The sequence below is a fragment of the Streptomyces sp. 184 genome (genome assembly GCF_045781775.1).
Classification (GTDB): domain Bacteria; phylum Actinomycetota; class Actinomycetes; order Streptomycetales; family Streptomycetaceae; genus Streptomyces.
The window spans coordinates 1,325,500-1,339,001 of sequence record NZ_CP123230.1; the positions used below are offsets into that span (position 1 = coordinate 1,325,500).

The following is a 13,502-nucleotide window of genomic DNA, read 5'->3' on the forward strand; positions in this document are numbered from 1 at the left end:
ACGACGGGACTTCCGGAGAGGACGTGGTGCGGCGATGAGGCGTCTTGACGCGGTCGTCGTGGGCGGCGGCCACAACGGCCTGGTGGCCGCCGCCTACCTGGGCCGGGCGGGGCTGCGCGTCGCGGTGGTCGAGGCGCGCGACCGCCTCGGCGGGCCCTGCGGCGCGTACGAGTTCCTGCCCGGCCGCAGCCTGTCGTTCACCAACTCGCCCGGCTCCCTCAACCCCGCGGTGGTCCGGGAGCTGCGCCTGGCGGACCACGGTCTGCGGTTCGTACGGGCCGATCCCACCGTGGTGCACCGCTTCGCCGACCGCAGCTTCGTCGGCTGGCGCGACCGGGCCCGCGTCGACCGGCAGCTCGACGCCCTTGCCGCCGGCGAGGCCCGCCGCTACCGCGAGCTGATCGCCGGCCTGGAGCGCCTAGGCGCCGCTCTCGGCGTGTCGCTGGACGAACCGCCCCCGGATCTGGGCGAGTTGCGCGGACGCCTGTCGGACCCGGAGGATCTCAGGCTCTTCACCGCCGTCTTCGACGGCAGCCTCACCGGGCTGCTGGCAGAGCGGCTGCGTTCCGAGCAGGCCGGGGGACTGCTCGGGATGCTGGCGCTCAACGCCCAGCTCGTCCCGCCGTCGGCGCCCGGCACGGGCGTCGGGCTGATGATGCGCCCCTTCGCTCGCGCGTCGGCGGCGGGGCTGCGCGGGCCCGGCGACGCCGAGAGCGTGGCGCTGCGCGGCTCCACCGGGCTGCCGGTGGGCTCCATGAGCGCCATCGTGGACGCGCTCGAAGCGAGCTGCCGCGCCCACGGCGTCGAGTTCCGCACCGGCACGCCCGTCACCCGCATCCTGTACGACGAGGGGGGCGACGGCGGCGTACGCGGCGTGGTGACCGCGTCCGGCGAGGAGTTCGCCGCCGACCGCGTCGTCGCCGCGGTCAACCCCGTCCACCTCTTCCGCGACCTCCTCGACGACGGCGCGCTGGGCGCCGGCGTCCGCGCGGACGTGGCGGGGCAGCGGATGCGCGGCTCGGCGTTCAAGCTGGTGCTGGAGGTCGACGCGCTGCCCGCGTACGCCGGGCTGCCCGACGGCGCCGACCCGGACGCGGCGCGGGCCTGCCAGTTCCGCTTCGGCGACTCGCTCGGCCACATCGAGGAGGCCGTCACCGCGGCCCTGGCCGGGCGGATGTCCGAACGCCCGCTGATGTGGGGCCTCGTCCCCACCCTCACCTCGCCCGGTCTCACCCCCGGGAACACCCACCTGGTCAGCGTCAACGCCTGGCACGCGCCGTACGCACCGGAGGACGGCGGCTGGGACGGGGCGCGCGTCGAGGCGTTCGGCCGCCGCTGCGTGGCGGTGCTGGAGGAGCTGATGCCGGGCCTCGCCGACCGGATCGTCGACCACCGCTTCCTGGGCCCGGACGCGATCGAGCGCGAACTCGGCCTGGTGGAGAGCAACATCACGCACGGCGACATGCTCCCCGCCGGCCTCTTCGGCGCCCGCCCCCACCCCGCCGTCGCCGGCTACCGCACCCCGCTGCGCGGCTTCTACGTCTCCGGCGCCGGCACCTGGCCCGGCGGCTACGTCACCGGCACCCCCGGCCGCAACGCGGCCCGCACGGTGCTCACCGACCTGCGCGAGGGCGGCGGGTCCGGCGACCGGAACACCGCCCCGGGCCCCGGCCCCGGCTCGCGACCCGCCCCGGGCGCCGGACTGCGCTACCCGGCCCAAGACCCGGCCTACGACCCGCCCCGCGCCCCGGCCCACGACCCGACCGACGACGACGAGGAAAGGCGACCGGCATGAGGTTCACGCACCGCCCCCGTCCGCCCCGTCCGCGCCGCGCACCCCGCGGGGGCCTGCGCGCCGCCGCCGGCTGCGCGCTCGCCGCCGCGCTGCTGCTCGCCGGGTGCAGCGCCAACCCCTCCTTCGGCCGCGACCCCGACACCCTGGTCATCGGCGCCGAGGGCGAGATACCGCCGCTCGACCCGCACCGCATGTCCGGCACCGTGGGCCTGCGCATCGTCGATGCCCTCTACGACCCCCTCGTCCGCGAGGACCTGAGCGCCCGTACGGACCGCGCCCCCGCGCTCCGCCCCGGCCTCGCCGAGTCGTGGAAGTCCGCGCCCGACGCGCGCAGTTACACCCTCTCACTGCGCAGGGGCGTCACCTTCGCCGACGGCGCCCGCCTGGACGCCGACGCCGTCAAGCTCAACTTCGACCGAATCATGGACGAGGACTCCCCGGTCCACGACGCCACCGCCGCCGGGAACATGACGTTCCTGACCCGCTGGATCGAGCGCGTCGAGGCCACCGGACCGTACGAGCTGACCCTGCGGCTCTCCGAGCCGTACGCGGGACTGCCGCGGCTGCTCTCCGACCGGCGTATGTCCATCGTCAGCCCCGAGTCGCTGCGCGCCGGCAGGCCCGACGACATCGGCCTGCACCCGGTCGGCACCGGCCCGTTCACGCAGCGCTCGGCGGACCACGGCCGGCGCATCACCCTGGAGCGCAACACCGGCTACTGGGGCGGTCGGCCGCGCACGCCGACCATCGTCGTCGAGTCCGTCACCGACCCCACCACGCTGGCCATCGCCGCCGAGACGGGCGAGGTGGACGCCATCCTCAGCGCCGGCGCCCAGCAGGTGCACCAGCTCACCCACGACGACGCGATGAGCGTGCAGTACCCGGACGCGGCGAACCAGTACTTCCTGCGGCTCAACGCCCGCATCGCCCCCACCGACGACCCGGCGTTCCGGCAGGCGCTCAACCACGCCGTCGACCGCAAGGCGATCGCCACCCTCACCCAGGGCCAGGTCGCACCCTCCACGGGGCCGCTGCCGCGCGGCAACGAGGCGTACGACGAACAGGCCGCGCGCACGGACGGCCGGGGCAGCTCCCCGTACACGTACGACCCGGAGCGTGCCAGGCAGCTCATCCGCGAGAGCGGCGTCGAGACGCCCGTACGCATCACGCTCCTCGCCCCCGACAGCGGACCCGGCTTCTCCCAGGCGACCGAGATCATGGCGCTGCTGGAGCAGGACCTGAAGGCGGTCGGGGTGTCGCTGAGGGTGCGGTACATGGAGTTCGCGTCCCTGGTGGCCGAGGAGGGCAACGGCTACGACGACCGCACGCACGGTTCGTTCAACGGCTGGACCACGGGCGCCGACGCCGCCGACTTCCTGGAGCGGATGTTCAGCGGCCAGGCCCACCCGCCGGCGGGCGTCAACCGGGGCTGGTACGCGAACGACGAGGTCGACGCGCTCTTCGACCGGGCCAGGGGCGAGCCGGCCACCGCGCGCCGCATGGGGCTCTACCGGCAGGCCGCCGACGAGATCGCGGCTGACGCCCCCTGGGTCTTCCTCTACCAGGACCGGCTGCCCCGCCTCCTCGGCGACAAGGTCGGCGGCGTCGCGCCCGCCGCCTCGGTCTACGTCGACTACACGACCATCCGCCGCCGGTGAGGAACGGGAGAAGTGAGACAGGTGCGCAGACAAGCGTGGAGAGAAGTGAGGGGAGAACAGCCATGAAGGCCACCGCGGCAGCACCCCCGGGAGCCGGCCGCGCGCCCGCCGCGCGCCCGCGCCCGCGCCCCCGTCCGCGGACGCGCGGCCGGCTCGCCCGGCTCTCCGCCGGCAACGCCACCGCGTACCTCGGCGGCGGCATCGTCGCCGTCACCGTCCTCGTCGCGCTCCTGGCGCCCCTCATCGCCCCGCACGACCCGCTGGACACCGACCCCGCGGCCATCGGCCTCGGCCTCTTCGGCGACGGGCACCTGCTCGGCACCGACGAGGTGGGCCGCGACATCCTCAGCAGGCTCATGTACGGGGCCCGGACGGCGCTGCTCGTCGCGATTCTGCCGACGCTCCTCGCGCTGGCCGTCGGCGGCTGTATCGGCCTGTTCTCCGGCTACGTCGGCGGCTGGGTCGACAGCGTGCTGATGCGGGTCTTCGACGTGATGTTCTCGTTCCCCGGCATCCTGCTGGCGCTGGGCATCGGCGTCGCGCTGGGGCCGAGCACCACGTCGCTGATCGTCGCGGTGGTGGTCGTGACGATCCCCGAGTTCGGCCGGATCGTCCGCGGCAACGTCGTCTCGCTGCGGCAGGAGCAGTACGTCGAGGCGGCCTCGGCCCTCGGCTACGGGCACGGGCGGATCGCGTTCCGCCACATCGCCCCGAACCTGCTCGGCGGCCTCGTCGTCTTCGCCACCCTCCAGACCGGCCGCAACGTCATCCTCAGCGCCAGTCTCGCCTTCCTCGGCCTCGGCGCCCAGCCGCCCACGCCCGACTGGGGCCAGATGCTCAGCGGCGGCCGGGCGCTGCTGGTGACCTCGCCGCACGTGGCCACGCTCCCCGGCCTGGCGGTCGTGGTCCTGGCGGTGGGCTTCAACCTCCTCGGCGACGGCGTACGCGACCGGCTCGACCCGCGCTCGCGGCGCTCGCGGGCGGCGAAGGCGGACGACGGCGGTGCGAAGGCGGACGACTTCGGCGCGAAGAGCGACGACGGCGTCACGAAGACGGACGGCCGCGCCGCGACGGCGGACGGCCGCGCGGCCGGCGGGACGGGGTCCGGCAGGACGGGGTCCGGCAAGACGGGGTCCGGCAGGACGGGAGAGCAGGCATGCTGACCTTCATCCTGCGCCGTGCGCTCCAGATGGTCCCGGTACTCCTCGGGGTGACCGTCGCCACCTTCGGCCTCGGCCAGATCATCCCCGGCGACCAGGCCGCCGCGCTCCTCGGCCCGACGTCCTCCGAGGAGGACCGCGCCGCCCTGCGCGCCGACCTCGGCCTCGACGAGCCCGCCGTCTCGCGGTACTTCACCTACCTCGGCAACCTCTTCAGCGGCGACCTCGGCCGCTCGCTGTCCTTCGGCCGCCCGGTCTCCGAGGTGCTGTCGGAGCGGCTGCTCAACACCCTGCTGCTCTCCGGCACGGCCATCGTCGTCGCCGCGGTGCTGGGCGTCGCGATCGGCACGTGGGCCGCGCAGAAGCCCGGTTCCGTACGCGACCGGGGGCTGACCGTCGGCGTGCTGTTCCTCAACTCGGTGCCGTCGTTCTGGCTCGGCCTGGTCCTGATCGTCGTCTTCTCGCTGCAACTGCGGATCCTCCCGGCGACGGGCATGACCTCGATCGCCGGCGGCGGCGCGCTCGACACCGCCGCCCACATGGTGCTGCCCGTCGTCACCCTGGCCGCCTGGTCGCTGGCCGTCATCGCCCGCATGACCCGCTCGGCGGTGCTGGAGGTCATCGACAACGACTACGTGCAGACGGCCCGCTCTCGCGGCATCGGCGAGTTCCACGTCGTCGTACGGCACGTGCTGCCCAACGCCATGCCGTCGGTCGTCACGGTCATCGGGCTCCAGGCCGGGTTCCTGCTCAGCGGGGCGGTACTCACCGAGACGGTGTTCTCCTGGCCCGGCGTCGGGCTCGCGCTCCAACAGGCCATCTCGTCCCGCGACATCCCCCTCGTACAGGGCGGAATCCTCGTCATCGCCGTCGCCTTCGTGCTGATCAACCTGCTGGTCGACGTGGCGCAGGCGTACTTCAACCCCAAGATCAAGCTCGCGTAGCGGGAGGCACCACCGTGAACGTGCTGGACGTAGCGCACCTTGAGGTCACCCACCCGGGCCACGACCACGACTCCTCGCTGACCACCGTCCGCGACGTCTCCTTCCGCGTCGCCGCCGGCGAGTCGCTGGGCGTCGTCGGCGAGTCCGGGAGCGGCAAGAGCCAGACGATGCTGGCCGTCCTGGGCATGCTGGGCCGGGGCGGCGCCCGGGTCTCGGGCAGGGTGGTGTTCGACGGCACGGACCTCACCGCGCTCACCCAGAAGCAACTGCGCGCGGTCCGCGGCTCCGGCATCGGGCTCGTCTCCCAGGACGCCCTGTCCGCGCTCAACCCCGCCATGACCATCGGCAGGCAGATGGCCGAGCCGCTCGTCCGCTACGACGGCCACAGCCGCAGGTCCGCCGCCGACCGCTGCACCGAACTGCTCCGGCTCGTCGGCATTCCCGCCGCCCGCGACCGGCTGCGCGCCTACCCGCACCAGCTCTCCGGCGGCATGCGCCAGCGCGTCCTGATCGCCATGGCGATCAGCCGCGAGCCGAAGCTGCTGATCGCCGACGAGCCGACCACCGCGCTCGACGTCTCCATCCAGTCCCAGGTGCTGCGGCTCATCGACCGGCTGCGCCGGGAGCTGGACATGGCGCTGGTGCTCATCACCCACGACCTGGGCGTCGTCGCCGGCGTCACCGACCGGATCGCCGTGATGTACGGGGGGATGGTCGTCGAAACGGCGTCGACCGCGGCGCTGTTCGACGCGCCCGGCCATCCGTACACGCGGGCCCTGATGGAGTCCGTACCGCGGATGGACCGCAAGCCCGGCGACCGGCTCCCCGCCATCCCCGGCCTGCCGCCGCACCCCGCCTCGCCGCCGCCCGGCTGCGCGTTCCAGCCGCGCTGCACGCTGGCGCGCCCGGAGTGCGGGGACGGTGTCCCACCGCTGGCGGAGTGGGCGCAGGCGGCGGCGCCGGCTCCGGCGCGCGCCGGGCACCTCGTGCGCTGCCCGGTCACCGCCCCCGTACCCGTCACCGCTGGAGGAGCCGGCACATGACCGCCCCGGACACCGCCCCGGACCCCGCTTCCGGCACCGTGCCGCCCGCCGCCGTCGTGGCGGACCTGCGGGTGGACTTCCCCGTACGCACCGGACTACTGCGCCGCGTCACCGGCACGACCCGCGCCGTGGCCGGCGTCTCCTTCACCGTCCCCGCGCGCAGCATCGTCAGCCTCGTCGGCGAGTCCGGCAGCGGCAAGACCACCACGGGCCGCGCCCTGCTCGGCCTGTCGCCCGTCACCTCCGGCAGCGTGCGGCTGCACGGCCGGGAGCTGGGCGAGCTGCGCCGGGACCGGACGCTGCCGCGGGTGGCGCAGATCGTCTACCAGGACCCGTACGCGAGCCTCAACCCGCGGATGACGCTGCGCACCATGCTCCGCGAAGTCCTCACGGTGCACCGCACGGTCGCCCCCGGCGCCGTCTCCGGCAGGGTCGCCGAACTCCTCGACCAGGTGGGCCTGCGCCCGCAGTTGGCCGGCCGCTACCCGCACGAGCTGTCCGGCGGGCAGCGCCAGCGGGCCGCGATCGCGCGGGCGCTGGCGGTGGAGCCGCGGTTCATCGTGTGCGACGAGATCGTCTCGGCGCTCGACGTCAGCATCCAGGGCCAGATACTCAACCTCATCCAGGACCTGCGCCGCGAGCGGGACGTCAGCTTCCTGTTCATCTCGCACGACATGGGGGTGGTCCGGCACCTCTCCGACCACGTCGTGGTGATGTACGGCGGGAAGGTGATGGAGAGCGCGCCGTGCGACGAACTGTTCGCGGCGCCGCGGCACCCGTACACGCGGGCGCTGCTGAAAGCGGTGCCGGTGCCGGACCCGAGGGCACCGGGCATGCGCGGCTCCGGCCCGCGGGAGGGCGGCCCGCCGGACGCGGGCCCGCACGCCGAAGGGCCGCACGCCCACGGGCCGCACGACGACGGCCCGCGTGCCGACGTCCTACGCGCCGAGCCACCGGACCCCTCCGCCCCGCCCCCCGGCTGCCGCTACCAGCGGTCCTGCCCCTTCGCCACCGCCGAGTGCCGCCGGGGCGGCTCACCGCTGCCCGCCGCCGTCTCGGCGACCGGCCACACCGTGGCCTGCCACCACCACGACACCCCGGCCGTGCGCGCCGCCCTCGCCGAAAGGACCCCCGCACCATGACCCCCGCTCCCGATTCGATCGCCCAGTACACCTCCCACACGGACGGCCGCCGGCGCGCGCCCGCGGGCACCCCCGTGCCGCTCACCGACCCGGCGACCGGCCGCGTCTGGGCGCGGGCCCGCCTCGACGCGGACGCCGTGGACGACGCGGTGCGCGGCGCCCGTACCGCGTTCGCCGACGGCCCCTGGGGCGCGCTGCCCGCGCACGGCCGCGCCGACCTCCTCCACCGGCTCGGCGACGTGATCGTGGAGCACGCCGACGAACTGGCGCGGCTGGAGACCCTGGCGAACGGCAAGCCGCTGAGCGCCACCCGCGGCGAGGTGCGGGCGCTGGCCCGCTGGTACCGCTACTTCGCCGCCACCGCCGAGACCCTCGAAGACCGGCACCGCACGCTCGGCGCCACCACCGACGCGCTGATCCGGCAGGAGCCGCTGGGCGTGGTGGCCGCCTTCACGCCGTTCAACGGGGCGCTGTCGCTGGGCTCGTGGAAGCTCGCCCCGGCGCTGGCCGCGGGCAACACCGTCGTCCTCAAGCCGCCGCCGCAGGCCCCGGCGTCCTCCGTACGGCTGGCGGAACTCGCCCTCGACGCGGGGCTGCCGCCCGGCGTCGTCAGCGTCGTCATCGGCGGCGCGGAGGAGGGCGGGCGGCTGCTGGACCACCCGGACGTGGCGATGGTGACGTTCACCGGCAGCACCGCGGTCGCCCGGACCCTCGGGGCGCGCGCGGCCGGCCTGATGAAGCGCTACGTCTGCGAGGCCGGCGGCAAGTCCGCGCACCTCGTCTTCGCCGACGCCCACCTGGACGCCGCCGTCACCGCCGCCCGTCAGGGCGCGTTCTCCGCCGCGGGCCAGACCTGCGTGGCGGGCTCCCGGATCCTCGTACAGCGCGAGGTCTACGACGAGTTCCTGACCCGGTACGCGGCCGCCGTCACCCGCCTGCGCGTGGGCGACCCGGCGGACCCCGCCACGCACGTCGGCCCGGTGGCCTCAGCGGCGCAACTGGAGCGCATCGAGACGTACGTGGCCGACGCGCTGTCCGGCGGCGCCCGGGCCCTGACGGGCGGGCGGCGGGCGGCGGTGGGAGCGGACTTCCGGGAGGGTTACTGGTACGAGCCGACCGTCCTGGTCGACGCCGCCCCCGACGCGGCGGTCTGCCGCGAGGAGGTCTTCGGCCCGGTCGTCACCGTCCACCCCTTCGGCACCGAGGACGAGGCGGTCGCGCTCGCCAACTCCGTCGACTACGGCCTCGCCGCCGGCTTCTGGACCCGCGACGCCCCCCGCGCCCACCGCCTGGCCCGCCGCCTCCAGGCCGGCGTCGTCTGGGCGAACACCTACCGGCTGCTGCACTGGAGCGTCCCCTTCGGCGGCTACAAGCAGTCGGGGCTGGGCCGGGAGAACGGCGTCGAGGCGGTCGCCGAGTTCCTCCAGACGAAGTCCGTGGTCATCGAACACGGCACACCCGCCGACCCGTTCGGCGCCTGACGCCCCATTTCGTACGAGACGACAGGACCCCCCGATGGAATTCCTCATCAACATACGCATCACCTGGCCCGAGGGAATGGACCCGGAACACAAGGACTCGGTCTCCCAGGCCGAACGCCGCCGCGCGGCGGAACTCGCCGGGGCGGGCCACCTGGTCCGCATGTGGCGAGTCCCGGGCCGCACGGACAACTGGGGCCTGTGGCGGGCGGCGGACCCCACGGAGATGCACGCGATCATCTCGTCGCTCCCGGTCTGGCCCTGGATGGACGTCACGGTCCACGCCCTGGCGGTCCACCCGGTGGACCCGAAGGCGGCCGAGGTGTGAGCGGCGCCGCGTCAGGCGGTCGGGTCGTCGACGTCCAGGGTGATCCCGACCCCCGAGGTCGAGAGGAACGTCGCTTTTCTTTCCGAGGTCCGAATCTCCGTGAAGGGATTGGAGTCGGCGAAGAAGACCGCCCACACCAGCGTCCGGTCCCTATGCAGCCGGGCGGCGAAGCCCTCGGAGCCGTAGGACCCCTCGCCGGCCCAGATCAGGTCTCCGCCGCCGCACTCCACCTCGGTCAGTCCGTCGACCGCCGAGGTCCAGCCGGGGTCGGCGGCCACGAATGCGGCGAGGTCGAAAGGGTCCTGGATCCGCAGGCCGGCCGGGGCGGCCGGGGCGAGGGTGACGTCGTACGACTTTCCGCCCCCGATGTGGAGCGCGTCGCGGATCGGTAGTTCGAACCCGCTCCACAGCTCGTCGATGATGCTCACCCGCCCCGACCCCTCCCCGGTGCTGGACCCCTCGGTCCGCTACTCCGAGCGTAGGGCCGTTGCCGTGCGGGTGGCCGCGGCCCAGGTGGCGGGGAGCAGGGCGCCGGCCGTGGCTATGGCGATGCCCGCCAGGGCCAGGAGGGTCAGGTCCAGCGGCGCGTAGATGTCGACCAGGGCGTCGGGGATGTTCGTGCCGACCGAGCGGCCCATCTCCGGGACCACGTAGTGGTGCAGGGCCACGCCGAGGGGGACGCCGGCCGCGCCGGCGGCCAGGCCGATGCCGGCCACCGAGGTGAGGACCATGGCGACCGTCTGCCGCGGGCTCATCCCGAGGGCCTTGAACACGCCCAGGTCGTGGACCCGTTCGCGGGTGTCGAGGACGACGGTGTTGAGGACGCCCAGGCAGGCCACCGCCACCAGCATCGCCGTGAGCATGGCGATCAGCGCCTGCATGGCGACGATCACGGAGGACTCCCTGTCGTTCTCGGAGAAGGTCCCCTGGGCGCCCAGCGACTGGAGTTCGGCGTTGAGCGCCTTGAGGTAGGCGGCCCGGTCGGTGCCCGGGGTCAGCTCCACCGCCCACTCGGCCGGCTCCAGGTCCGGGACCAGGCCGGCGACGGAGGCGTTCGCGGTGCGTACGGCCATGCCCTCGTCGCCCAGGTCGAAGACCTCGCCGACGATGCGGAGTTCGGCGGTGCGCTTGCCGTCCCTGAGGGTAACGGTGTCGCCGATGCCTGCGTTCGTGGCCTGGAGGAAGCGGGCCGGGGCGACCGCCTCGCCCGGGGCGGCGAACCAGCGGCCCTTCGCCAGGCGGTGGCCGTCGTCGGGGGCCTCGCCGCGGTACGTGACCAGCGGTACGGCGCCCTTGAGACCGGCGACGCCGACATCGGTCTCCGCGGTGGCGAAGTAGTGCTCCGTCTCCGGGCGGGCGTCGAGCGCCGCGGTGATCTCCTTGGTGGAGGCGGTGGAGGCGGTGGAGGCGGTGGAGGCGGTGGAGGCGGCCGGGGCGGCTGCGGGGGTCTCCGGTGCGCCGCCGGGTTCCGCCGGCCCCGCGCCCTCGCCCCCCTCGCCCGGTGCGCCCCTCTCGCCCGGTGCGCCCGGTGCGCCCGGCGCGCCCGGGGCCCCGTGCTCCATCCCGCTCTCCGGCCCCAGCATCCGGTGCACCATCACATCCCCCGTCGCGTCCGGCGTCCCCTCCTTCTGCAACGCGATCAGCGACGTCCCCAGCCCCACCGCGAACGTCACCGCCAGTGCCCCGAACGTCACCGCCGCAGCCATCGTCGCCGACCGCGCCGGCCGCGCGAACGGGCCCGCGAGGCCCAGTCCCACCGCCCGCGGCAGCGGCAGCCGCCCCAGCACGTGCCGTACGCGCCGGCCCCGCGCCGCCCGCGGGGTGCGGCCGACGCTGAGCGCCGCCGTCGTCCGCAGCCGGGCCGCGCGCAGCGCCGGGGCCAGTGCCGTCACCCCGACGAGGGCGAGGACGGCGGCCGGCACCGCGAGGTCGACCCACAGCGGGATGAGGATCCGGCCCGTGCCGTACGCGCTCGCGACCTCGCTCATCAGCGGTACGGACAGCGCGTTGCCCACGACCGCGCCCAGCACCGCGCCCACCGCCGCCGGGATCGCCGCCTGCGCGACGTACGCCCGGCCGACCTGCGGCGGCGTGAAGCCCAGCGCCTTCAGCACGCCGATCCGCCGGGTCGCGGCGCCCACCGCGCCGCTGACGACGATGCTCACGATCAGCACCGACATCGCCAGCCCCAGCAGCGCGAAGGCGGTCACGAACGGGATGAAGGCGGCGGTGTTCTCGTCCGCGAGCTGCTTGACGTCCAGGTACGACTGCGAGCCCGCCAGCGCCCCCGCGGGCGCGGCGGCGGCCACCGCCTTCCGCCCGGCCGCGACGTCGGCCCGCGAGCCCGCGTCGTCGAGGCGGTAGAGCATCTGGCGGTCGGGGCGGGTGCCGGCCGCGGTCAGGCCGCCGAGCTGTTCCGGTACGACCCAGGCGTCCGCGCTCTCGCCCACCGACTCGGCGATCCCGACGACCTTCAGGGTCGGGCTGCCCGGCGCGTCGTCGACCTGTATCCGCGCGCCGATCACCATGTCCGGGGCCCGCGCGCCGACCTCGATCACGATCTCGCCGGGCGCCTTCGCCCAGCGCCCCTCCGTGACGTCGAGGTCGTCCACGGGACCGCCGGCCGACGCCCGCCCGGCCACCGCCATGGGCGGCGAATCGGCCCCCTCGGGCGCGGTGGTGGTGCGCATGCGCAGCGAGGTGATCGCGTACGGGCCCGAGGCCGCGGCGACGCCGTCGGCGTCGGCAGTGGCGCGTACCTGCGCCGCCGTGGCCTTCGCCGCGTCGAACTGCCCGGTGAGATGGGCGCCGTGCTGCTTCGCGAACGCGTCGTCGAACGGCGCCCGGGAGGCGACGAGCAGCCCGGTCGCCAGCACGGCGGCGGCGACGGTGAGCAGCGTGGTCAGCACCATCACGGTGGTCTGCACGCGTCGCCGGCCGACCCCGGCGCGCACCACCCGGCCCAGGGCGCTCATCGGCCGGCCCCCGGACGGCGGTCGGCGGTGCCGGCGGTGCCGGCGGTGCCGGCGGTGCCGGTCGTGCCGGTCGTGCCGGCGCCTGCGTACGGGCCCTGCGCGCCGTACGCGGGACCGCCGCCCCCGTCCCCGCTGTCCCGCGCGATCCGCCCGTCCACCAGCTCCACCGTCCGCGTCGCGCACGCCTCCGCCAGCGTCAGGTCGTGCGTCACCAGCACGATCGTCTGCCCGTCCGCGTGCAGGTCCCGCAGCAGCTCGCGGACCTCCGCCCCCGACGCGGTGTCCAGCGCGCCCGTGGGCTCGTCGGCGAGCAGCAGCGGCGGGCGGTTCATCAGCGCCCGGGCCACCGCCACGCGCTGCCGCTCGCCGCCCGACAGCCGGCCGGGGTACGCGCGGGCGTGCCGCTCGATACCGAGGTACGCCAGCAGTTCGGCGGCCCGTGCGGCGGCGCGGGCGCGGGGCATCCCGGCCAACTGGGCGGGCAGCAGCACGTTGTCGGCCACGGTCAGGTCGTCGAGCAGGTTGAAGAACTGGAAGACCATCCCGACCGACGCGCGGCGGTACTTCGCCGACGCGCTCTCGCTCAGCTCGTCCACGCGCATGCCGCCCACGGTGACGGTGCCGGCGTCCGGGCGGTCCAGCCCCGCGATGAGGTTGAGCAGCGTCGACTTGCCGCTGCCGGACGGGCCCAGCACGGCCAGCGCCTGCCCGGTGCGTACCGCCAGCGTCAGGTCGTCCAGCGCGGGCGGGCCTTCGTCGTACGTCCTGCTGACCCCGCGCACGTCGATGAGGACGTCGGCACCGCCGTGGTCGCTCGCGGCTTGGGCGGTGTGCGTTGGTGTGGCCATGGCCCGGGTTCCTCCCCAGTTCGGCGGTCGGCGTGCGGCCAGACGCTAGGCGCGGCGGCGGCGCGGGCACGTCGGCCGCGGTGCGGAAGGTCCGTACCGCATCCGGCCGACGGCGGGCGGCGTCATCCCCG

11 protein-coding genes are annotated in these 13,502 nt (G+C 75.1%); 8 read left to right on the forward strand and 3 right to left on the reverse strand.

Features of this window, described 5'->3' with window-relative positions; genetic code table 11:
* Positions 1-34 precede the first annotated feature (34 nt).
* The 8 genes from QBL21_RS05800 to QBL21_RS05835 all read left to right on the forward strand — a co-directional run bounded on the left by QBL21_RS05800 (position 35) and on the right by QBL21_RS05835 (position 9,548).
* Complete coding sequence (locus tag QBL21_RS05800; protein ID WP_407560899.1) at positions 35-1,795, forward strand: phytoene desaturase family protein; 1,761 nt, start codon at positions 35-37, stop codon at positions 1,793-1,795.
* A complete protein-coding gene (locus tag QBL21_RS05805; RefSeq protein WP_407560900.1) occupies positions 1,792-3,453 on the forward strand; it encodes an ABC transporter substrate-binding protein in 1,662 nt (553 codons plus the stop codon). Before QBL21_RS05800 ends, QBL21_RS05805 begins: the two co-directional genes overlap by 4 nt.
* 62 nt (positions 3,454-3,515) lie before the next feature.
* Entirely contained in the window at positions 3,516-4,616 is a 1,101-nt protein-coding gene (locus tag QBL21_RS05810; protein WP_407560901.1) for an ABC transporter permease, read from the forward strand.
* Complete coding sequence (locus tag QBL21_RS05815) at positions 4,610-5,557, forward strand: ABC transporter permease (protein WP_407560902.1); 948 nt, start codon at positions 4,610-4,612, stop codon at positions 5,555-5,557. The genes QBL21_RS05810 and QBL21_RS05815 overlap by 7 nt, the downstream gene beginning before the upstream one ends.
* A 14-nt stretch (positions 5,558-5,571) precedes the next feature.
* Entirely contained in the window at positions 5,572-6,600 is a 1,029-nt protein-coding gene (locus QBL21_RS05820; protein WP_407560903.1) for an ABC transporter ATP-binding protein, read from the forward strand.
* Complete coding sequence (locus tag QBL21_RS05825; protein ID WP_407560904.1) at positions 6,597-7,742, forward strand: ATP-binding cassette domain-containing protein; 1,146 nt, start codon at positions 6,597-6,599, stop codon at positions 7,740-7,742. The genes QBL21_RS05820 and QBL21_RS05825 overlap by 4 nt, the downstream gene beginning before the upstream one ends.
* The gene (locus tag QBL21_RS05830; RefSeq protein ID WP_407560905.1) at positions 7,739-9,223 is read left to right on the forward strand and encodes an aldehyde dehydrogenase; all 1,485 of its coding nucleotides are present in this window, start codon (positions 7,739-7,741) and stop codon (positions 9,221-9,223) included. The genes QBL21_RS05825 and QBL21_RS05830 overlap by 4 nt, the downstream gene beginning before the upstream one ends.
* A 34-nt stretch (positions 9,224-9,257) precedes the next feature.
* Positions 9,258-9,548, forward strand: a complete 291-nt coding sequence (locus QBL21_RS05835; protein ID WP_407560906.1) for a muconolactone Delta-isomerase — start codon at positions 9,258-9,260, stop codon at positions 9,546-9,548.
* A gap of 11 nt (positions 9,549-9,559) precedes the next feature.
* Here QBL21_RS05835 and QBL21_RS05840 read toward each other — a convergent pair whose 3' ends face one another.
* The 3 genes from QBL21_RS05840 to QBL21_RS05850 are packed head-to-tail and all read right to left on the reverse strand — an operon-like array spanning position 9,560 to position 13,371.
* A complete protein-coding gene (locus tag QBL21_RS05840; protein ID WP_407560907.1) occupies positions 9,560-9,976 on the reverse strand; it encodes a hypothetical protein in 417 nt (138 codons plus the stop codon).
* Between the two features lie 39 nt (positions 9,977-10,015).
* A complete protein-coding gene (locus QBL21_RS05845) occupies positions 10,016-12,523 on the reverse strand; it encodes an FtsX-like permease family protein (RefSeq protein ID WP_407560908.1) in 2,508 nt (835 codons plus the stop codon).
* A complete protein-coding gene (locus tag QBL21_RS05850; RefSeq protein WP_407560909.1) occupies positions 12,520-13,371 on the reverse strand; it encodes an ABC transporter ATP-binding protein in 852 nt (283 codons plus the stop codon). Before QBL21_RS05850 ends, QBL21_RS05845 begins: the two co-directional genes overlap by 4 nt.
* Positions 13,372-13,502 lie beyond the last annotated feature (131 nt).